This is a genomic window from Phenylobacterium sp. (assembly GCF_044358365.1).
GTDB lineage: Bacteria > Pseudomonadota > Alphaproteobacteria > Caulobacterales > Caulobacteraceae > Phenylobacterium.
This window is the reverse complement of record NZ_JBIKNZ010000004.1, coordinates 82,798-102,783: the sequence shown is the minus strand read 5'-3', so window position 1 is coordinate 102,783 and position 19,986 is coordinate 82,798. Positions and strand designations below refer to the sequence as shown.

Here is a 19,986-nt window from a genome sequence, read left to right as displayed (position 1 = left end):
GCCGAGCGAACCGTCGGTGCCCTCTGGGACGCCATCGGACGCTTCATCGACCTCTTCACTCCGACCGAGTGCGCCAACTACTTCAAGAGCTGCGGATACGATGCAGACTGAATGGAATCCGCTCTAGATATCGCGCGCCCGGTCCCGCCTGCGCCACCCGCTCCGCCGCAGCTTGTCAGCACCCAAGGTAGCCGTTGATGTCGTCAGACCTTGATCGGCGGCGCCAGGCGAATATGCAGTTCTTTCAGTTGGTTATCGGCAACTTCTGATGGCGCGTTCATCATCAGGTCCTGACCCTGCTGGTTCAGCGGGAACGCGATAACCTCACGGATCGCCGTCTCGCCGGCCAGCAGCATCACGATCCGGTCTATACCAGGCGCCAGGCCTCCGTGCGGCGGCGCGCCGTGGCGGAAAGCGTTGAGCATCCCGCCGAACTGTTCCTCGACCACCGCCTCGTTGTAGCCCGCGATCTCGAACGCCCGGACCATGATCTCCGGCAGATGGTTTCTCACCGCGCCCGAGCACAACTCATAGCCATTGCACACGATGTCATACTGATACGCCAGTATATCCAGCGGATCCCTGGTGTTCAGCGCCTCAAGCTCGCCCTGCGGCATCGAGAAGGGATTGTGAGAGAAATCCACGTGGTTCGTCTCTTCGTTCATCTCGAACATCGGGAAATCGACGATCCAGACAAACTCGAAGCGATCCTCGTCCAACAGCTTGAGGTCGGTCCCGACCCTGGTGCGGGCCGAGCCGGCAAACTTCACAAAGGTCTTGGGGTCGCCGGCGACAAAGAAGGCGGCGTCGCCCTGCCCCATGCCGATCTGGGTCATGACCGCATCGGTCTTTTCCGGACCCAGGTTCTTAGCGATCGGGCCGCCCCAACCACCCTGATCCTCACTCCAGAAGATGTAGCCCAGGCCCGGCTGCCCCTCGCCCTGCGCCCAGCTGTTCATCCGGTCGCAGAAGGCCCGGCTTCCGCCCTTCGGCGCCGGGATCGCCCAGACAGCGTTCTTCTTGTCTTCAAGGATACGCGCGAACAGGCCGAAGCCACCGCCACGGAACGGGTCGGAGACATCCTGCATGATGATCGGGTTCCGCAAATCCGGCTTGTCCGTGCCGTACATGCTCATGCAGGCCCGGTAGGGTATGCGCGGGAACGGATAGGGCGTCACCGGCTTTCCGTTCGCAAACTCTTCGAACACGCCGTGCATCACCGGCTCGATCGCGGCGAACACGTCCTCCTGCGTCACAAAGCTCATCTCGACGTCGAGCTGGTAGAATTCCAGGCTTCGATCGGCCCTTAGGTCCTCGTCGCGAAAGCAGGGTGCGATCTGGAAATAGCGGTCGAAGCCAGAGACCATCAGCAGTTGTTTGAACTGCTGGGGCGCCTGCGGCAGCGCATAGAATTTCGACGGGTGCAGGCGCGAGGGCACCAGGAAGTCCCGCGCGCCTTCCGGCGATGAGGCCGTCAGGATCGGGGTCTGGTACTCCAGAAACCCCTGCCCGATCATCCGGTTGCGGATTGAGTGGATCACCTTGGACCGCAGCACAATGTTCCGGTGTAGCGTTTCGCGGCGCAGGTCCAGGTGACGGTTCTTGAGTCGGATTTCTTCCGGATAGTCCGGCTCGCCGAACACCGGGAGCGGAAGTTCGGAGGCCTCGGACAGCACCGTAATCTCGCGCACCCGGATCTCGACCTCACCGGTGGGCAGGTTGGCGTTCTTCGTCTCCGACGAGCGCGCCACCACATCGCCGTCTACCCGGATCACGCTTTCAGCGCGCAGCCGCTCCATGACATTGAAGCCAGGCGTCTCCGGGCTGATCACCAGCTGTGTCAGACCATAATGATCGCGCAGATCGACGAACATCAGCCCGCCGTGATCACGCTTGCGGTGGATCCAGCCCGAAAGACGGACCGTCTTGCCGGTGTCGTCGGCGCGCAGCGCGCCGCATGTATGAGAGCGATAAGCGTGCATTTTCCGGGGGAAATCAGCTGTTTTACGAGGCGCGGAAGGGGACACGCGGGGCCCGGAAAGTCAAGGCGCGGTAACGCCACCCCTCCCCGGCGCGGGGGAGGGAAAAGCGCCCACTACTTCTCCGGATGCACCAGGGCCTGATAGGTCAGCGTCCTGGCCATTCCGCCGAGGTCATCGCCGCCGGTCCCGCCCATCCGCTGGATCATGCCGACGAAGATCAGGTCATTCGTCGGATCCACCCAGAACCAGGTGCCCGCCGCACCGCCCCAGCTCAATGTACCATCCCCCTGATTGGTCCCTGCAGCCCGAGCGTCCTTCACGATCATGAAGTCGAGCCCGAAACCCACCGCTTCGTTGAACCGCGAGCCGGCGGTCCCGTTGGAGTTCACCAGCACGTCCCTGGGAATTACATTCGTTCCCATAAGCTCTACCGACGAGGGCGCCAGTATGCGCGCGCCATCCAGTTCACCCTTGTTCGCAATCATCTGGGCGAAACGGGCGTAGTCCATCGTGGTCCCGACCAGCCCGCCGCCGCCGGATTCCATGGCCGGCGGCTGCAGGTAGCTCTGCATGTTGTTTCCAAAGACCGTCCTAGCTGGCTCAATCTTTCCTGTTTCGCGGTTGCCGACATAGACCTCGGCAAGGCGACTGGCTTTCGCGGCCGGCACGTAGAAGGCGGTGTCGACCATCTTCAATGGCTTGAAGATGCGGCTCTCCATGAAAGCGCCCAGGGTTTGCCCGCTCAGCTTCTCGACGATGTAACCCTGGATATCCACCGAGGATGAGTAGCGCCACGATGTACCCGGCTGAGAGATCAGCGGGATAGTTGCCGTACGATCGATCATCTCCTTCAGACCCGAAGATCCCAGCACCCGCGCTTCCCGGTACATCTTGTCGACCGGATGCTCGTTCTGCAGGCCATAGCCGAAGCCTGCGGTGTGGCTCATGATCTCGCGCATGGTCGGCGGACGCTTCATGTCCTCGAGAACCATGGTCCCGTCGGGATTGACCGTCTTGACCACCTTCAGCGCCTTGAACTCGGGAACGTATCGGGTGACGGGGTCGTCGAGCCGCCACTTGCCCTCTTCGAACAGGATCATCATCGCCACGCCCGTGATCGGCTTGGTCATGGAATAGATTCGGAAAATCGTATCCCTGGTCATCGGCTGACCGGTTTCGAGGCTCATCTTGCCGTGGGTCTTGAACGACACGACCTTGCCGTGGCGCGCCAGGAGTGTAGTGGCGCCAGCCACCCGGCCGCGGGAGACAGCGTCCGCCATGTAGGCGTCCAATCGCGCCAGCCGGGCGCTATCGAAGCCGAGGGACTCGGGGCTGGATGCCGGCGACAGCGCGCCAGCCGGGGGAGCCGCAGCGACCTTCTTCGCCGTCTGAGCGTAGCCGGCCGACATCGGCGCCAGCGCCAGTGACACGGCCGTTAGCGCCGTCGCGAAGCGTATTTGTAGATCCATGGTTCAGTCCCCTCCCGAACAATTGTTGCGCCAAGCTTAGGGGTCGGACGGGTTGGCGCAAGCTGATGTAGGTTTCAGGTCTGCAACCCGTCGCTACACTGGAGGTCATGAAACGCATTCTGATCATCTGGCATTCGCGAACCGGAACGGCCCGGGCCATGGCCGAGGCTGCGGCAGAGGGCGCGCGTCAGGAGCCGGATATCGAGGTGCGCCTTGTCACCTCGGAGGCGGCGACATCGGCCGAGTTACTGGCCGCCCAGGCCTTTGTTTTCGCCGGGCCCGAGAACCTGGCCGCCCTCTCCGGTGAAATGAAGGCCATGTTTGATCGCACCTACTACGACGTTCTCGATCAACTCAACGCCCGCCCCTATGGTCACCTGATCGCAGCCGGTAGCGACGGAACCGGGGCTGCGCGCCAGTTGGCTCGGATCGTCACAGGATGGCGGCTCAAGCCGATAGCCGAGCCCATCATTCATTGCACCCACGCCCAGACGGCCGAGGCCATCATGGCGACGAAGCATATGACCTCCGGGTCGCTGAAACCCTGCCACGACCTTGGCGCGGCCATGGCGGCGGGGTTGGCCCTCGGAATCTTCTAGGGCCTGATCCTGGCGGCAAGGTTTCGACAATCGCTGGTTTTTGCTGTGGCTCAGCTTAAGGTCGCCGCCAATATGGCCTCGGACAGCGCCGGTTGGCCGCCGGGTCCGCAAAATTGAAGTCTCGAGGATACACCATGCAAAACTCCATCGCCCGACGCTCGCTGGCCCTGCTCGCCGGCCTCGCCCTCGCGCCCGCCGCCTTCGCGGCGCCCGGGCGCAAGGCGAAAGGCCCGGCGCTCCCGATGCCGGACTTCACCATCTATCACCTCGAAGGACGTCGCTCGGAACGGGTCGTCTGGCTGATGGAAGAACTGGGGATGCCCTACAAACTGGTGTTCACACGCGGCAATCTGGGCGCCTCCATGGCCGCAATCCGCGCGCTCAGCCCGGTAGTGCCGATGGCGCCAACCGTGCGCTATGGAGATCAGATCCTGGTCGAGAGCGGCGCCATCATCGAGATGGTGCTGAACCGTCACGCCGGCGGTAGGCTGCAGCCTGCGCTGGAAAGCCGTGACTACCCCAACCATCTGATGTGGATGCACTACGCCGAGGGGTCTCTGGCCGCCCGGCTGTTTTCCGACTACCGCGCCTGGCGCACCAATCCGCCCACCACCCGCTCGCCCGCTGTGGATTCCGAGGCAGTCGTGCAGTTCGCCGAAGACTTCCTGGCCAAAAACTCCTGGTTCGGCGGCGCGGAATTCTCGGGCGCAGACATCATGATGATGTTCCCCCTGAACGTCGCCACGAGCCTGAATATCGTCGATGGCGCCCTGTTCCCGAACGTTGCAGACTGGAAAGCTAGGATCGAGGCGCGTCCGGCCTACAAGCAAATGCTGGCCAAGGCGCGTCCCGACGGCATGATCGGCAATCTGCCCGTGCTTCCGAAGCACGCGCCCTCAGGCCCACAGGCCCGGCCCGCGCCGCGCCCGGCGACCTGATCGCCGAACTACCCGCCGACGACATCCAGTCTCTGAAGGCCTCTGAAAAACGGAAGCGTGCGCCACTCCGGTGCAGCTTCCGGATCGGCCAGGCGCAAATTCGGGAATCGATCAAACAGCCGCACCAGCGCCACCTGGGCCTCGAGCCGGGCCAAGGGCGCACCGATACAGATGTGCGCGCCGCCGCCGAACGACATGTGCGAACGGTGCTTGCGGCTAACGTCGAACCGGTCCGGGTCGGGCCAGGCCTCAGCGTCACGATTGGCCGAACGCAGCAGCACAATGATCGACTGCCCCGGTTTCATCGGACAGCCCCCAACCTCCATCTCGCGCGATGCCAGACGACCGGTGATCTCCACCGGCGGCTCGAAGCGAAGGATCTCTTCGACGACAGCGTTCACGGTCTTCGGATCGGCCCGGAGCTTCGCCAGTTCATCAGGATGTTTCAGGAGCAACCGCACGCCGTTGCCGATCAGGTCGGTCGTGGTGAGGTTTCCGGCTACCAGCAGGGCCGTTAGATTGATCCGCAGCTCTGCCTCAGACAGATCGGCGCCCGCCGCCTGAAGCTGGACCATATCAGTGATGAGATCATCTCGCGGTTCCAGCCGACGGGCCGCCAAGGTCTCGGTGAAGTAGGCATCCAGGCCAATTCGGGCCACCTTCATCGCCGCCGTCTGCTCTGGCGTGCGAAGTGGATTCACGCTCTGGACGATCCCCTCGGACCAGTGGCGGAACTCCACCAGGCGCTCCGGGTCTACGCCCAGGATAGCGGCGATGACGTCGACGGGGATCGGAACGCAGAACCGATCCATAAGATCAAAGGGCCCATCGCTAGGCAGGCGATCCAGCGCCGCGTCAACCAACGCCTCGACCTGCGGACGGCACCTGGCGACACGGGCATAGAGCGCCTGGGCCAGAGGTTGCCGCACGCGGGCATGATCGGGGTCGTCGAGCAACAGGATGCTGGTGGTGGAGGTTCGAGGTAGATTGCGGTCGACCCCGGCGATCTGGCGTTGCTCAAGGATGGCCCCCTCTTCCGCCCTGAAAGGATCGCGCCACATCTCCCGGTCGTTGACCACGCCGCGCGCGTCGGCATAGCGGCTGAGCACAAGACTGCCGGAAGAAGGGTCACGATGCGCGGGGCAGCGCTCGCGAAGATCATCCAGTAACAGTTGCGGATCGTCCCGGTAGGCCGGGTTGAGCGGCGTCAGTTCGGACAACGAAGGCAAGGGCCGGTCGGTCATGGGGCGATCCGTCAGCTACGTCGCAGGTGTTCAGCCAGCGCTTCATAGGCTGGCAGCGACACCCGGTCCAGCGGACCATTTCCGTTGGCCGCTGTCGGATGAGACGCGTAGCGGGCGATCACCATTTCGGCGCTCGGGGCAACATAGCAGGCCTGCCCATGAATACCGCGCGCGGTGTAGGCGCCGAAACGGTTGTGCGACACCCACCACTGGTTCCGGTAGCTCCAGCCCGGCAGGGTGACATAGTCGGCCTTGGCGAAGTGATCGCGGTCCGCACCGCCCGCGATATCGGCGACCACGACGGCTGGCACGATCTGCTGGCCGTTGGCTAATCCGCCGTTTCGCATCATCTCGCCAAATCGGGCCAGATCACGCAGGGTGGTGTTGAGCGCCGCGCCGCCGATCGCCATGCCTGTCCGATCCACCATCAGATAGGCGTCCTCCTCAACCCCCAGCCGCTGCCAGATGCGTTCCGAAATCTGCTGGGCGAGCGGGGCGGCGCCGGCGCGCTGGACGATCCAGCTCAGCACCTCGGTGTTGCAGGTCTTGTAGGCAAAGGCCTGACCGTGCTCGCCCTCCTTGGCCAGGGTTCTCAGGAAGTCTATGATATTGTCCGGCCCCGTGGGGTTTGGCGGTGACCAAAGTCCTGCCGCGGCCGCATAGGCCTGCACCTCGGCCTTGGGATCGGTGTAGACCTCAGAGTAGCGAACGCCTGTGGTCATATCCATCACATGGCGCAGGGTGGCGTCGCCATAGGCCGTGCCGGCCATCTCCGGCAGCCAGTTCACCACCGGCGCGCCGGGGTCCAGCACACCTTCGTGGGCCAGCGTCGCGGCCAACAGACCTGTGAACGACTTGGTCACGGACATGGCATGGTGCGGGATGTGGGGTGCGAGCGCGCCGCGATAGGTCTCGTAAACCACCTTGCCGCGATGCAAAACGATGAGCCCGTCCGTGAAATTGACGTCCACGGACTGGCCCCAGGTCATGGCCTGCCCATCCTGTGTCGTGAAGCCAACCGCATCCAGGTCGTCCCTCAACCCATAGCTCAACGCCACCGCCGCGCCGGGCCCGCGCCGGATAGCCGCCGAGGGACCAAGTTCCCGTTGGTGACTGAAGCTCCAGCGATGGTTGGGAAAGCCGCGGCTGGTTCCGTCCGCCACCCGCAGCAGCCGATCCGGCCCCGGCGGGAAGCCAACCATCAGTCCGCGCGCTACCGGATCACTGGCTTTGGCGTCGAGGAATTCACTCATGACGTTTCCTTCAGCATCTTTGGCTGCCATCCCAGCCGCAATCGGCGTCGGGTTCAAGCGAAGGATTGACCGGACATGCAACAGTGCGGACGTTCCTCGCCATGGGGAGACTTCACTGATGACGATGCGACACGTCCTGCCGGTCCTGTTAGGCGCCGCCCTGATGGCCGTTGCGCCGACCCTGGTCGCCGCCCAGGAGGCCGCAAACCCGGCGTCGCCGACCCGCCCGGTCAGCACCCGCTTCAAGTGTCAGGACGGCGGCGAACTCACCGCCCTGTTCGCGATCACCGATGCCCGGCTGGTGGCCATCGTCGACTCCGGCGACGGCTCGCACGCATTGCCCGTCCAGCCCTGGACCGGCGGCCTCGTGGTGCTGACCTGGAGCGACGGCCAACACACGCTCACCTGGAGTCCGGGCGTCCAGATCATGTGGATGGACGGCGCGACACATCGCATGTGCGGCCGGGGCGAGCACAAGCACTGAGCCGGCAGGGCAGGATCCTGGTTCGTGGGGCGCAGAGGCGTTGGAGCTGGCGTCTGCCTGTTCAAGGCCTGTAATCAGGGCCACCAGGCACCCCTACCCCGCCCGCAACGCTTCCACAGCAGCGGCCAGCAAGGCATAGGTCTCGAACTCACTGTCGGTCTGCCAGGACTGCCGCCAGGCGCTCCAGACCACGGCCACCACCTGTTCACGTGGATTGACGTAGACGAACTGGCCGAAAATTCCCTGAGCCGTGAACGCCCTGTCGTGAGCCGTCCCGGCTTTCCTGGGCAGCACCCACCACTGGTAGCCGTAGCCCAGCGGATAATCCTTCTCCAGCTTGCCGAAGCCGGTGGCCTCGCTGTCAGGCTGACCGGCCAGTTCACGCCAGCCCTCTGGCAGAATTCGCCGCCCGCCGGCCACCCCGTCCTCAAGGATGAACTGACCGAAACGGCCATAGTCACGCAGGCGTGCGCTGACGCCCGTGCCACCCAGCTCCAGCCCGTCCGGCGATTCCAGCTGCCAGTAGCCGTCGGCTTCCATGCCAGCCGGACCCCAGACCTTCTCCGCATAGTAGTCGGCCAACGGCTTGCCTGTCGCCGCCGCGACCACCGCCCCCACCAGACAGCTCTCGCCCGTGGAATAGTTGAACTTTGTCCCCTGAGGCACAGCCCGATGGCGCGAGGCCATGAGATCAAGGATGGCGCCTGGCCTGAGACTGGCCATCGCCGCGCCCAAGGCGACCACGTCAGATTTTCCCGTCGGGTCGTAGTCCTCCGTCCACGCCACGCCCGAGGCCATCCGCAGCACGTTTTGGATGCTGACATCCTGATAGGCGCTGCCGACCATCCGGGGCAGATAGCGACCTACCGGATCATCAAGGCTCCTGATCGCGCCGTCCTGCAGGGCCGCGCCGGTGAGCGTGGCGGTCATCGACTTGGCGGTGGAAAAGCTGGTCCAGCGACTTTCAGGCCCGTTGCCCATGCCATACCGTTCGAGCGCCACCTCGCCCCGCTTCAGGACAAGCAGCCCGGCAGTACGGCGACGCGCCATATAGTCGTCCACGGTGCGGGTCGCCCCGCCGCTTTCGAAGCTGAGCCCGGCCAGCGACCTGGCATGCGGCGGCAGAGGGCGAGGCCGTCCTGCGGCGGGGATCGTGCGGACCGGTCGCGCCAAATCCTGATTGCGGAAGGTCGCAGCCTGGTTTTCGGCCGTGGTCGCCAGAGGACTGGCGGCGATGGACTCCCGCGATTGGGCGAAGGTCGGGCGCGCGGCCAGCATAGCCCACGCGCCCAACAGCAGGCCCCGTCGATCAATATGCGCCACCGGTCACCTCCCTCTTGTTGTTGAACCCAAGCCTAGGCGAGATGGAGTGGCGGCGTCGACCCCAACGATGGCCATCCCGGAGAGGCCCGCAGTCTAACGGCCGGCCCTCGATGCCAGAACATCTCTCCAGCGCCAGGAACCCAGGCCCATCACCAGTCGTGGCGCGCCGGGACCATCGTCCAGGGAAAGCACCACGAGTCCGCGCATCGGTTCGACACGGCAGGCCTCCGGCGCAAAGGCCACTTCCCATAGGATCGCCTCCCGCACGGCAGTCAGACCGGCGCCCTCCTGCCCGGCGTGGCGCACCCAATCTCCGTTCCAGACCCGCAGCGCCCGGCCCCGGTGGACCTCGGCCACTGCGGCCTGCACCAGGTGGTCGCGACGAAGCGCCGCCTGCAGCCGGCCCGGCATGTTGCAGCCCTTGCCACCGCCCGTGTCGGACCCTGCGGTAGAGGCTCCGTCGAGGAAACCGTCGCTGATCTCACCGTCGCCGTCCTGCGGGGCGGCATCGCCAATCGCGAGGACCACCGCCTTTGGCGCAGCGGGCGCCTGGCGTGCGAGTTGTCTCGGCGGCGGGTTGGCGGTCGCCCGGTTGCCTCGCCCTGCAGTCGCAGGCGCCACGTTCCGGGGGAGCGGCGCCGGCGGCATAGGCGGTGGCGGCAAGGCCAAGAGGGTCACCGTCATCGGCGCAGCCTCGGGAAGTCGCGTCGGATCAGCGTGACCCGACGCCAGCTCCCAGATGATCGCGGCATGGCCAACCACGCTCAAAGCCGCCGCCAGGCTCCGCCGCCAATCGGCGAGGGTCACCGACCTAGCTCAGCACAATCAGCACAACACGCCGGTTTTGTTGACGCCCCTGTCGGTCGTCATTGGAAGCCGCCGGCGCATCAGGGCCATAGGAGATCGCACTGATACGGTTCAGCGCGACACCATGCTGGTTCAGATAGCGCCGTACTGCCTCGGCGCGCTGCTCGCCCAGTCGGTAATTGTGGTCCTTTGAGCCCGTCGCGTCCGTATGGCCCTGGACTTCAACATAGACATTGCGGTTTTCGGTCTTGAGCTTCTCGACGAAGGCGTCGAGGCGGGCCTGGGCTTCCGGCGAGAGCGTAGCCTCGTTCAGAGGGAATTTCATGCTGTCGTCGGACAACACCTCGGAATAGAGGAACTTGCCGTCAGCCAGCTTGCCGGCTGCGGTCGCACGGTTGAGCGCGTCTTTGGCCGTCCCACCCACCGCAGAGAGTTCAGTCGAGACATTGTCGACCCGCGCCCCTACGGCAGCAACATTCTCCCTGACAAACCCCTTCGTCGCGCAGCCGCCGAGACCGGCCATCGCGAGAGCGGACAGGCCCAGAATCAGGACTTTTGGCATGTGTTGAGTCATCTGCGTTCCTTCTGACCATTCGGCGCCCCCGACGTATCAACGCGCAGAACGTCGAACCGGATATGGGCCATTTTCAGGCGCAGCTTCGCCGTAGCCACCCGGATGGCCTGTTCAGAAGCCGAAGATGGTCCCCGCCGTCAGGCTGGACATCGACACGCCCACAAGCACCACCTGGCCGTTGGTCATCTGGATTATGGTGTCCGCACCCGACTGCAGGACGCTGTAGGTCGTGCCGGGGTCCAGCTGGATCCGGTCGCCCTCGGCAAGATTGAAGTCCAGCACCCTGTCGATCCCCGCGTCGCCGGACGAGTGAAAGATGTCGCCGCCAGCGCCGCCAGTCATGGTGTCATCGCCCCGGTCGCCCGATACGAAATCAGTACCCGCGCCACCAACCAGGCTGTCAGCCCCCTGCCCACCTCTTATGGTGTCTGCGCCGTCGCCGCCCTGGCAGGTATCGTCGCCAAGGTTGCCGTACACCAGATCAGAGCCGCCGTCGCCGGAGAGCAGGTCATTGTCCTTGCCACCAACACAGAAGTCATTTCCGTCCCCGGTCGAGACAGTATCGTTGCCCATGTTGCCATTGGCGTCGTCAAAATTGGCGCCCCCGATGAGGCTGTCATTGCCCTCGTCACCGCGTAGATAGTTGCCCGACGCTCCGGCCTCCCCGCCACTGATGGTGTCGTCACCCAGTCCGCCGGCGATCTGGTCCGAGCCAGCGCCACCCGAAAGATTGTTGGCAACCAGATTTCCGGTGATCGTGTCGTTACCTGTCCCTGCCACTACATTCTCGATCACCGTTTCGTTTGATGTGGCCAGATTGTTGGACCAGGTATAGCCGCCGGGACGATTGAGCCGCTCTGCAATCATCGCTGACTGGTCTGGGTAGGACGCCGTCCAGGCTGCGATCTGATCCGGAATGGACCAATAGCCCACGCTGGAGAATTGGCCTGGCGTCAGATTGATAAGCGATCCGCGTCGATGAAGACTGAAATCGTAGGTGTCAGTTCCGCCGAGATCGAAGAGGGTGAGCATGATCGGATCATCCTCTCGCCCGCCGTAGGTATTGTCGCCAAGCGCCGCATTGGTTGACGCCCCGTAGATCCCCTGCATCGCAAGAATGTCGAGCGGCATCGGCGTCATGGGGTAAACAAACCAGGTGTCCCCGACCAGCTGCCCTCCTTCGAGATAGAAGTATCGGAGGCGGGAGTCAGCAAAATCATCGTAGGCCATCACTGTGTAGCGGGTGTTGTTGAACTCTGCTGGCAGAGTTGTTCCTTCGAAGGGGTGTTTTAGACCAAGCGCATGCCCTATCTCGTGAAGTATCGTGAAGAAGAGGAAATCGCCTGGCTCCGGCTCCACGTCCTTGAAGTCGGCGTCGATCCAGATATCGCCGTGAATGGCCAAGGCGTCCGTACCGACGGGCGGCCGGTAGGCGTAGGCGGCGCTGTCGTCACCGTCGAGATAGTCCGAGGTCGTCGTGAACGCCACGCGGATTTGCCCGGCGCCGCTGGCATTGTCTTGAACTTCCACAAAGCTCGCGGCGACCACATTGTCCCAAAGCACCATGGCCACCCGGAAGGCGAACGCCTGATCCGCGTTTAGAACGCCGTAACCGACGTTCGTGGGCTCATCGCCTGGCTCATATGAAAAGGGCGACCAGGAGCTGTCCGCTGTAGGGATGCTGAATGATACAACGGATCCGCTCCAGCGTGCGCCGCTGGCGTAATGCAGGCCCGCGTAAACTTCCGCTAGCGTAATGACGCCCATTACTCACCCCCGGGCCGACATTGCCCGTATCACACGTTATGCGATAGACACGCGCCGTCCAATGTTCAAGCGATGCAGACCGGAAAACGGGCGCTCAGGCGATCATCGGGAAATTGCTGCAAATGCCGGGCGGCGAAGCATTGTGGGAACCTTTGGGCGCCGCCACCCGTTGTGTCGATATCGGGGACTGTGTGTATGCGTAGTATTCTTGTTGCGGTCTGTATCCTTGTGTGTTGCGCCACAGGTACGGCACAGGCGGCCGGAGCACGGATTGCGCTGGTAATCGGCAACTCCAACTACACCGCGATCACCTCGCTGAAAAATCCGGCAAGAGACGCGCAGATGATCCGCCGCACCCTCAGGGACAAGCTGGGCTTTGAGGTCATCTATGCGGAAAACGCCAGCAAGGCCAAGTTGGAGCGCGCCGTTGCGCGATACGGCGCCCGCCTGGCCTCTGCAGGTCCCGACGTCGTCGCCGTCTTCTACTATGCCGGACACGCAGTTCAGTCCGGTGGGGAAAATTTCCTGCTGCCGGTGGATGTAACTGTTCGCCGCGAAGCCGAACTTGTGCTGCGATCTGTTCGCGCCGAGGACGTGCTTCGTCAGATGCAGGGAGCCCAGGTGACGGCGAAGATCGTTATTCTGGATGCCTGCCGCGACAATCCGTTGGGGGCCAGATTCCGGATGGAGAGTTCCACCGGCCTTGGTGATATAGCCCTGGGTAACTCGGAATTCATCATCGGATACGCCGCGACAGCAGGCTTGTCGGCCGAGGATGGGACTGGAAGAAACAGCCCCTACGCAATTGCCCTGGTCAACCATCTGGCGACCCCGAACAAGGAGATCTCGGAGATTCTCCGGCTAGTCCGATCGGACGTTGCGGCCAGCACCCAGGGACGCCAGTTGCCAGAAGCCCGGACCACCCTGCTGCGAGCACTATACCTGAACGGTGGGCCGACTCCCGAGGTCAGAGTGGCCGCACAAGGCGCCGCGCAAACATCCCCAAAAACGCCACCTGGCAAACGCACATACTGAGCCAGGCGAGTGGACCGCTTCCGGCATTCGCAACATTCAAGCGGTCGCCTGAGGGGAAAGCCCCTACCTCGGCCGGAACCGCTTCGTCGCCGGGAACCCCTTCGGCGCCAGCTTGCCTGCTGAGGCCCGTCGCCCCAACCATTCGCGCCACTCGGGCCACACCCTGGTGCGCCCGTCCGAGGTCGTCCACGATGCGCCCTCGCCTTCAGCAAACACCATCGCGTCGCGCAGGCCGCCTTCGCGGTAACTCTGCAGCTTCACGCCCTTGCCGCGCGGCATCTCCGGCAGTTCAGTCACCGGGAAGACCAGCAACTTGCCGTTGTCGCCCACCACAGCGAGATGATCGGCGTCGCCCACGGCCACGCAGGTCAGGGCCGTCCCGTTCAGTACCTGCTTGCCTGCGCGACGGAAGGCCACCGCCTCGGCCTCCGGCAGGATGAAGCCATAGCCGTCCTTCGACGCGATCACTCGCCGCGCGCCCGGCCGGTGGACGAACACATCGACCAGGCCCACCTTGTCGTCGAGATCTATCATCAGACGCAGCGGCTCGCCGTGGCCCCGCGCGCCCGGCAGCTTGTCGCAGGCCAGGGTGAAGAAGCGGCCGTCGGAGGCGAAGATCAGGAGCTTGTCAGTGGTCTCTGCCGGGACCAGGAACTGCAGCTTGTCGCCCTCCTTGAACTTCAGCTCCGACGGGTCCTCGACCCGACCCTTGGCGGCCCGGATCCAGCCACGTTCTGACAGTATGATGGTGATCGGCTCGCGCACGATCATCGCCTCCAGCGCCGCCTCGGTGTCGATCTCGGGCGCATCGGCGAACTGGGAACGGCGGATGTTCAGGTCGCCAAGCGCGGCCTTCACCTGGCGAAGGCCCGCGCCCACCAGCTTCCACTGCGCCTTGTCGTCGGCCAACATGGCGACGATGCCGTCACGTTCCTCGGAGAGTTCGGCGTGCTCGCGGCGGAGCTCCATTTCCTCCAGCCGGGCCAACTGGCGCAGGCGGGTGTTGAGGATGGCGTCGGCCTGGATCTCCGACAGGGTGAAGATCTCGATCAGGCGCGCCTTGGGCTCCTCCTCATAGCGGACGATGCGGATCACCTCGTCCAGATTGAGGTAGGCGATCATCAGGCCGTCGAGAATGTGCAGCCGGGCTTCGATCTTGGCGAGGCGATGGCGGGCCCTGCGGACCAGCACCTCGCGTCGGTGATCGAGGAAGGCTGTGAGCGCCTGCTTCAGGTTCATCACGCCGGGCGTGCCCCGCGCGTCCAGCACGTTCAGATTGACGCTGAAGCGGGTTTCCAGATCAGAGAGCTTGAAAAGGCTCTCCATCAGCACCTCGGCCTCGACGTTGCGGCTCTTGGGTTCCAGGACCAGGCGCACATCCTCGGCGCTCTCGTCGCGCACATCACCCAGCAGCGGGGCCTTCTTGGCGTCGATCAGTTCGGCCAGCCGCTCCACCAGATCGGCCTTGCGCACCTGGTAGGGCATCTCGGTGACGACGATCTGGTACATCCCCTTGCCCAGATCCTCCTTTTCCCATTTCGCGCGCACCCGAATACCGCCGCGACCAGTGGAGTATGTCTCCAGCATCGAGGTGCGGCTCTCGACGATCACGCCGCCGGTGGGGAAATCCGGACCCTGAACGTGGGCCATCAGCGCGTCGATCGCGGCGTCCGGCTTGTCGAGCAGCAGCAGGCAGGCGTCGATCAGCTCGCCGGCGTTGTGGGGCGGGATCGAGGTGGCCATGCCGACGGCGATGCCGGTGGAGCCGTTGGCCAGCAGGTTGGGGAAGCCCGCCGGCAGGACCGCCGGCTCATCGTCGGAACCGTCATAGGTCGGCCGGAAATCGACGGCGTCCTCGTCGATGCCGTCCAGCAGCATCATCGCCGCCACCGTCAGCTTGGCCTCGGTGTAGCGCATGGCCGCGGCGTTATCGCCGTCGATGTTGCCGAAGTTGCCCTGGCCGTCGACCAGGGGATAGCGCTGGGCGAAAGCCTGGGCCATGCGCACCAGGGTATCGTAAATCGACTGGTCGCCGTGCGGGTGGTAGCCGCCCATCACCTCGCCGACCACCTTGGCGCACTTGCGCGCGGCGTTCTCGGGGTTCAGGCGCATCTCGCGCATGGCGTAGAGCACGCGGCGCTGGACAGGCTTCAGGCCATCGCGCACGTCGGGCAGCGCGCGGTCGGTGATGACACTGAGCGCATACGCGAGATACCGCCGGCTCAACGCCTCGGTCAGCGGCTCGTCGATGATGCGGTCGCCGGGCGGCGGCGGGGCGGTGGTGGTGGCCATGGAGGGCTTCTAGCGCGGCGAAGGATTCGCGTCTCGCTACAGCCGCCCTGCCTCCGTCAGGCGGTCCAGCAGCCACAGCCTCGCCGGCGGCAGAGGCCGATTCATCGGGTTGAAGATGAAGGCTTCCAGGAAGTAGGCCGTCAGGGCCAGGCCTGCGCCGACGTCGCCCGGCGCCAGCCGCGACTGGGCCGCCAGCAGGAAGGGCGGCAGCGCCAGCAGGCGGTCCTTGTAGGGCTCACCGGCCTCACGGCTGACCGCGCGCCCGGTCTTCGGGCTGACGTAGATCAGGTCGTCGGTCGACCCGGTGGCGGCGCATTTCGACAGATCGAAGCCGAAACCCAGGTCCGCCAGCAGCCCTGCCTCGAAGCGGACGAAGACCGCAGGCCAGATGGCGTCGTGGGCGAAGGCGGACACCAGCGCCTCGAACGCCATATGGGCGCCGGGATGCGGCTCGCGCTCGGGCAAGGCGCCGGCGGTCACTGCAGCGGCGGCGGCAATGCCGGCCAGGGCCAGGGGGTCATCGAACAGCGCCGAGGGACCCTCGCCCACCGGCTCCAGCGTGGCCGAACCCAGCTGGTCGGAGACGCGTGCGCGGTATCGGACAGTGACCTGCGCGCCAGCCTGCAGAAACGGCTTCATCCGCCGCGAGGCCCCGCCCGCCACGTGGGCGGCCCACTTGCCGTGATGGGCGGTCAGCAGCTCGACAATCGCGCCGGCTTTGCCGTGGACCCGGGCGCTCAGCACAAAGGCGTCGTCTTCGAATTCCATCGCGCCTACGCGTCGTAGTCCAGACCCACGTCGCCGTAGAACTCCCGCTTGTCGGCCCACTTGTCGTCGACCACCACGTGCAGGAACAGGTGGACCGGGCGGTCCAGCAGCTCGCACAACTCCTCGCGGGCTTTCTGGCCAATCCACTTCACGGTCTGGCCGCCCTTTCCCAGGATGATCGGGCGCTGGCTCTCGCGCTCAACATAGATGTTCTGCTCGATACGGACGCCGCCGTCCTTGCGCTCCTCGAACTTGGTGGTCTCGACGGCGGCCGAATAGGGCAGCTCCTCGTGGACCCGAAGGTACAGCTTCTCACGCGTGATCTCGGCAGCCAGCAGCCGGGCGGGCAGGTCGGCGGTCTGCTCGGCGGGATAGAGCCACGGGCTCTCCGGCATCAGGGCGGCCAGACGGGCCTTCAGATCGTCGACGCCGGCGCCGTCGGCGGCAGAGATCATGAACACCTCGGAATAGACCCCGGTCTCGAACAGGCGCTGCGACAGGCCCAGCAGGGTATCGCGGCGCATGCCGTCGATCTTGTTGAGCGCCAGGATCGCCTGTTTGCCGTTGGCCCTGAGGCCGGTGATGATGGATTCCACGTCGATGGCGGCCTTGCGATCTGCGGGCGATCCCTCCCGCGTGGGGGCCGCCAGCTCCGCGACGCTGTCCACCAGATGCACAATCACCTCGGCGTCCTCGGCCCCGCCCCAGGCCGCCCGGATCATGGCGCGATCCAGTTTGCGCCGGGGCTGGAAGATGCCGGGGGTGTCGACCAGCACGATCTGGGCGTCGCCCTCGATGGCGACCCCGCGCACGGGAAAGCGGGTCGTCTGGACTTTCTGGGTGACGATCGAGACCTTGGCCCCCACCAGCCGGTTGGTGAGGGTCGACTTGCCCGCATTGGGCGCGCCGATGATGGCGGCGAAGCCGGCGCGAGGGTTGGCGGGCGTGGTCATTGATCAGTCTCCGGCGCGGACTCTGCGCCCTCCCGCTTCAATAGCATGGTCTGGGCCGCAGACTTCTCGGCGGCCTGGCGGGAACCGCCCTCCCCGCGTTCGGCTGCGAACCCCTCGACCTCCACCTCGATGACGAACACCGGTGCGTGGGCAGGGCCTTCGCGGCTGATGATCTGATAGCGCGGCAGCGGCAGGCCCAGGCCTTGAGCCCACTCCTGCAACTGGGTCTTGGGATCCTTGCTACGCGGGGCGTCGAGATCCTCGAACTCCTCGGCCCAGAAGCGGGCGAAGAAGGCCTTGGCCGTATCCAGCCCGCCGTCGATGTAAAGCGCCGCCATCAACGCCTCGCAGGCGTCGCCCAGCACAGCGTCGGACTTGCGCGCCCCGACCTTGGTGGCGCTGGCCGAGAGACGCAGGGCGTCAGGCAGACCCACCCGGTGGGCGGCCCGCGCGCAGGCGTGAAAGTTCACCAGATTGGCGAGGCGGCGCGACATCTCGCCCTCGCGGCTGTCCGGGTCCAGCGCCATCAGCCGCTCGGCGGCGCAGAGGTTGAGCACCCGGTCGCCCAGGAACTCCAGCCGCTCATTGTGGCGCACCTCGCGCGCGCCATCGCCGACGCTGGCGTGGGTCAAGGCGCGCTCCAGAAGGTCGCGATCTACGAAATGGTATCCGATACGACGCTCGAGCTCCTCGATCGCCGCGGTGCGGGTGTTCATTTCAGGACTTTGAAGAACCGGCTGGGCCGCGCATCCAGCACCCAGGTCCAGGGCTTGAAGATCGAGGCCTCCGGGTTCCAGGACAGCAGCACGATCTGCGCCTTGCCGACCAGATTTTCGGCAGGAACCATCCCGACGCCGCTCGCCACGCGGCTGTCGGAAGAATTGTCGCGGTTGTCGCCCATCATGAAGTAGTAGCCCTCGGGTACGACGAAGGTCTCGGTATTGTCCTCGGCGCCGTCGGGACCGAAATCCTGGGTGTCATAGGATTTACCGCTCTCCAGGCGCTCCTGGAACCGCGCAACATCGACGACCTCGCCGGAGGGCATGATCGACTTCACCGGTGATTCCGGAAGGCGCTGGATCAGCCTGTCGTTCACATAGAGCAGACCATTGCGCATCTGCACCCGGTCTCCGCCGATCCCCACCACGCGCTTGATGTAATCGGTGCGGTTGTCGCTGGGCAGCTTGAAGACCACGATGTCGCCGCGCTGGGCGACCTTGCCCATCACCCGGCCCTCGAACAACTGGGGGCTGAAGGGGATGGAGTGGCGCGAGTAGCCATAGGAGAACTTCGACACGATCACATAGTCCCCCTCATAGAGGTTCGGCTCCATCGAGGCCGAGGGGATCGTGAAGGGCTGGAAGAAGAGGATCCGCAGGAACAGCGCGATCGCCAGTGCATAGACGACCGTTTTCACGATCTCCACAAACTCATTGAGCGCACCGTCGGCCGGGCCGGTTTCTGATGCGCCTTGGGGGGTTTCGCTCATGTCGGATCCTTGGCCGCTCCGGCGACCCGAAGCGGGTGTTGCCTATCCGGTCACGACGCCGGGAGCAAGATCGGCGCCGATGGGGGGGGTAATAGTGGACGGCAAGGCGAGCCGCAGACAACGCGGAATGGCGCGGCCAAATATGGGGAAACACAACATGAACCCGCGCAGGGCCAATGGGTATGGTGTCGCCGGATATCTACAACACACTTGAAAACGCGTTTCGCCGCCAATCGCAAGATTGGCAAGGAGAAATCACGCAGCACGCCGCGGTCCGGGGCGCGACGGCGCCTCGGTTGGAGACCATCATCTTGATGACAGACGGGGCGGCGTCACCGCTCAGCCGGTGTCGACCCTTCCCGAGGCTCTGGTCAGGGGGGCCTCACCAACGCCCTGGGCTTGCCCGTTGAATGAAATGTCGGGGCGGGTTTCGCCGGGCATGGCCGCGCCAGGGTCATCAAGGTCCTGTTCGGGCGGATCAAAATCGGCCTCGGGCAGGTCCCGCCACTGGCGGGCGAGCCCTTCGTCGAGACCAAGGGCGCGGCAGGCGTACAGAACGTGGGCGTCGAGGTCCCGGGTCACGAAGTCGGGCTCGTGGACCCAATCGTCGATTTCACGGTCCAGCCGCGTGATCAGCGCCTCGCGGGTCGTCTCGTGTTCGGGATGTTCAGCCAGGATCACCCGATCCACGGCATGCTGCAGCTCGATGGTGCGATCATCGACGGCGAAACCGTGCAACCGGCGCGACAACTCATCGGCGCGCGGCGACGTCCAGGCCGACCGCGCCTGTCCAGCCCCCTCGTGGGCCAGCTTCGCCTTCAGCGCCAGGGTCTGGCGCACGCAGCGGGACGCGCGTTGATAGGACCGGCTGAGATCGGCCACCTCGTCCGCCTCTGTGGCGGCCAGAAGCTGGGCGTGGATGTGCTTCGCCGCGCTGAGATCCATCTCAGCCAGCTCGGCCAACATATCGGCGCCTCGATCAGGGGTGGTCGCGGTCATGGATTGGAGT

General features: G+C 64.8%; 18 protein-coding genes. 4 read left to right on the top strand and 14 right to left on the bottom strand.

What is annotated here, in order from left to right; translation table 11 throughout:
- Positions 1-203: 203 nt before the first annotated feature.
- Both aspS and ACIQ3B_RS02545 read right to left on the bottom strand, forming a co-directional pair.
- Positions 204-1,982, bottom strand: coding sequence for an aspartate--tRNA ligase (gene aspS, locus ACIQ3B_RS02550; RefSeq protein ID WP_397399742.1), 1,779 nt, complete (start codon positions 1,980-1,982; stop codon positions 204-206).
- Positions 1,983-2,095: 113 nt separating this feature from the next.
- Positions 2,096-3,451 carry a serine hydrolase domain-containing protein gene (locus tag ACIQ3B_RS02545; protein ID WP_397399741.1) on the bottom strand — a complete coding sequence of 452 codons (1,356 nt, stop codon included), beginning with the start codon at positions 3,449-3,451 and terminating at the stop codon, positions 2,096-2,098.
- A gap of 107 nt (positions 3,452-3,558) precedes the next feature.
- Between ACIQ3B_RS02545 and ACIQ3B_RS02540 the strand changes: the two genes are divergently transcribed.
- Complete coding sequence (locus tag ACIQ3B_RS02540) at positions 3,559-4,050, top strand: NAD(P)H-dependent oxidoreductase (RefSeq protein WP_397399740.1); 492 nt, start codon at positions 3,559-3,561, stop codon at positions 4,048-4,050.
- 134 nt (positions 4,051-4,184) lie between these two features.
- Positions 4,185-4,988: a glutathione S-transferase family protein gene (locus ACIQ3B_RS02535; RefSeq protein WP_397399739.1), complete on the top strand. Its 804-nt coding sequence runs from the start codon at positions 4,185-4,187 to the stop codon at positions 4,986-4,988.
- Positions 4,989-4,996: 8 nt separating this feature from the next.
- Here ACIQ3B_RS02535 and ACIQ3B_RS02530 read toward each other — a convergent pair whose 3' ends face one another.
- Together ACIQ3B_RS02530 and ACIQ3B_RS02525 are read right to left on the bottom strand one after the other, a co-directional pair.
- Entirely contained in the window at positions 4,997-6,232 is a 1,236-nt protein-coding gene (locus ACIQ3B_RS02530; RefSeq protein ID WP_397399738.1) for a cytochrome P450, read from the bottom strand.
- 11 nt (positions 6,233-6,243) lie between these two features.
- Positions 6,244-7,485 (bottom strand): serine hydrolase domain-containing protein, encoded by a 1,242-nt coding sequence (locus ACIQ3B_RS02525; RefSeq protein WP_397399737.1) that lies wholly within the window; start codon positions 7,483-7,485, stop codon positions 6,244-6,246.
- 118 nt (positions 7,486-7,603) lie between these two features.
- Between ACIQ3B_RS02525 and ACIQ3B_RS02520 the strand changes: the two genes are divergently transcribed.
- Positions 7,604-7,969, top strand: coding sequence for a hypothetical protein (locus ACIQ3B_RS02520; RefSeq protein ID WP_397399736.1), 366 nt, complete (start codon positions 7,604-7,606; stop codon positions 7,967-7,969).
- Positions 7,970-8,062: 93 nt separating this feature from the next.
- On the opposite strand, the gene ACIQ3B_RS02515 is transcribed toward ACIQ3B_RS02520, so the two are convergent.
- The 4 genes from ACIQ3B_RS02515 to ACIQ3B_RS02500 form a co-directional block, all read right to left on the bottom strand.
- Complete coding sequence (locus ACIQ3B_RS02515) at positions 8,063-9,292, bottom strand: serine hydrolase domain-containing protein (RefSeq protein ID WP_397399735.1); 1,230 nt, start codon at positions 9,290-9,292, stop codon at positions 8,063-8,065.
- Positions 9,293-9,385: 93 nt separating this feature from the next.
- A complete protein-coding gene (locus tag ACIQ3B_RS02510) occupies positions 9,386-10,099 on the bottom strand; it encodes a hypothetical protein (protein WP_397399734.1) in 714 nt (237 codons plus the stop codon).
- Between the two features lie 4 nt (positions 10,100-10,103).
- Positions 10,104-10,661, bottom strand: coding sequence for an OmpA family protein (locus ACIQ3B_RS02505; protein ID WP_397399733.1), 558 nt, complete (start codon positions 10,659-10,661; stop codon positions 10,104-10,106).
- Between the two features lie 123 nt (positions 10,662-10,784).
- A complete protein-coding gene (locus ACIQ3B_RS02500; protein WP_397399732.1) occupies positions 10,785-12,440 on the bottom strand; it encodes a M10 family metallopeptidase in 1,656 nt (551 codons plus the stop codon).
- A 195-nt stretch (positions 12,441-12,635) separates the two neighbouring features.
- Between ACIQ3B_RS02500 and ACIQ3B_RS02495 the strand changes: the two genes are divergently transcribed.
- Complete coding sequence (locus ACIQ3B_RS02495; protein WP_397399731.1) at positions 12,636-13,475, top strand: caspase domain-containing protein; 840 nt, start codon at positions 12,636-12,638, stop codon at positions 13,473-13,475.
- A 63-nt stretch (positions 13,476-13,538) separates the two neighbouring features.
- Here ACIQ3B_RS02495 and parC read toward each other — a convergent pair whose 3' ends face one another.
- The 6 genes from parC to ACIQ3B_RS02465 all read right to left on the bottom strand — a co-directional run bounded on the left by parC (position 13,539) and on the right by ACIQ3B_RS02465 (position 19,976).
- Positions 13,539-15,767, bottom strand: a complete 2,229-nt coding sequence (gene parC / locus ACIQ3B_RS02490) for a DNA topoisomerase IV subunit A (RefSeq protein ID WP_397399730.1) — start codon at positions 15,765-15,767, stop codon at positions 13,539-13,541.
- A gap of 36 nt (positions 15,768-15,803) precedes the next feature.
- Positions 15,804-16,535, bottom strand: a complete 732-nt coding sequence (gene recO, locus ACIQ3B_RS02485; protein ID WP_397399729.1) for a DNA repair protein RecO — start codon at positions 16,533-16,535, stop codon at positions 15,804-15,806.
- A gap of 5 nt (positions 16,536-16,540) precedes the next feature.
- Complete coding sequence (gene era / locus ACIQ3B_RS02480; protein WP_397399728.1) at positions 16,541-17,488, bottom strand: GTPase Era; 948 nt, start codon at positions 17,486-17,488, stop codon at positions 16,541-16,543.
- The gene (gene rnc, locus ACIQ3B_RS02475) at positions 17,485-18,204 is read right to left on the bottom strand and encodes a ribonuclease III (RefSeq protein WP_397399727.1); all 720 of its coding nucleotides are present in this window, start codon (positions 18,202-18,204) and stop codon (positions 17,485-17,487) included. The genes era and rnc overlap by 4 nt, the downstream gene beginning before the upstream one ends.
- The gene (lepB, locus tag ACIQ3B_RS02470) at positions 18,201-18,977 is read right to left on the bottom strand and encodes a signal peptidase I (protein WP_397399726.1); all 777 of its coding nucleotides are present in this window, start codon (positions 18,975-18,977) and stop codon (positions 18,201-18,203) included. Before lepB ends, rnc begins: the two co-directional genes overlap by 4 nt.
- A 339-nt stretch (positions 18,978-19,316) precedes the next feature.
- Positions 19,317-19,976 (bottom strand): hypothetical protein, encoded by a 660-nt coding sequence (locus ACIQ3B_RS02465; RefSeq protein WP_397399725.1) that lies wholly within the window; start codon positions 19,974-19,976, stop codon positions 19,317-19,319.
- Between the last annotated feature and the right edge of the window lie 10 nt (positions 19,977-19,986).

Bases quoted from the DNA above. Each gene is read 5' to 3' on its own strand.
- ACIQ3B_RS02545 (WP_397399741.1), bottom strand. From the start codon at position 3,451: ATGGATCTACAAATACGCTTCGCGACGGCGCTAACGGCCGTGTCACTG.
- ACIQ3B_RS02495 (WP_397399731.1), top strand. From the start codon at position 12,636: ATGCGTAGTATTCTTGTTGCGGTCTGTATCCTTGTGTGTTGCGCCACA.
- ACIQ3B_RS02530 (WP_397399738.1), bottom strand. From the start codon at position 6,232: ATGACCGACCGGCCCTTGCCTTCGTTGTCCGAACTGACGCCGCTCAAC.
- ACIQ3B_RS02540 (WP_397399740.1), top strand. From the start codon at position 3,559: ATGAAACGCATTCTGATCATCTGGCATTCGCGAACCGGAACGGCCCGG.
- ACIQ3B_RS02500 (WP_397399732.1), bottom strand. From the start codon at position 12,440: ATGGGCGTCATTACGCTAGCGGAAGTTTACGCGGGCCTGCATTACGCC.
- era (WP_397399728.1), bottom strand. From the start codon at position 17,488: ATGACCACGCCCGCCAACCCTCGCGCCGGCTTCGCCGCCATCATCGGC.
- ACIQ3B_RS02525 (WP_397399737.1), bottom strand. From the start codon at position 7,485: ATGAGTGAATTCCTCGACGCCAAAGCCAGTGATCCGGTAGCGCGCGGA.
- lepB (WP_397399726.1), bottom strand. From the start codon at position 18,977: ATGAGCGAAACCCCCCAAGGCGCATCAGAAACCGGCCCGGCCGACGGT.
- rnc (WP_397399727.1), bottom strand. From the start codon at position 18,204: ATGAACACCCGCACCGCGGCGATCGAGGAGCTCGAGCGTCGTATCGGA.
- parC (WP_397399730.1), bottom strand. From the start codon at position 15,767: ATGGCCACCACCACCGCCCCGCCGCCGCCCGGCGACCGCATCATCGAC.
- ACIQ3B_RS02465 (WP_397399725.1), bottom strand. From the start codon at position 19,976: ATGACCGCGACCACCCCTGATCGAGGCGCCGATATGTTGGCCGAGCTG.
- aspS (WP_397399742.1), bottom strand. From the start codon at position 1,982: ATGCACGCTTATCGCTCTCATACATGCGGCGCGCTGCGCGCCGACGAC.
- ACIQ3B_RS02505 (WP_397399733.1), bottom strand. From the start codon at position 10,661: ATGCCAAAAGTCCTGATTCTGGGCCTGTCCGCTCTCGCGATGGCCGGT.
- recO (WP_397399729.1), bottom strand. From the start codon at position 16,535: ATGGAATTCGAAGACGACGCCTTTGTGCTGAGCGCCCGGGTCCACGGC.
- ACIQ3B_RS02520 (WP_397399736.1), top strand. From the start codon at position 7,604: ATGACGATGCGACACGTCCTGCCGGTCCTGTTAGGCGCCGCCCTGATG.
- ACIQ3B_RS02535 (WP_397399739.1), top strand. From the start codon at position 4,185: ATGCAAAACTCCATCGCCCGACGCTCGCTGGCCCTGCTCGCCGGCCTC.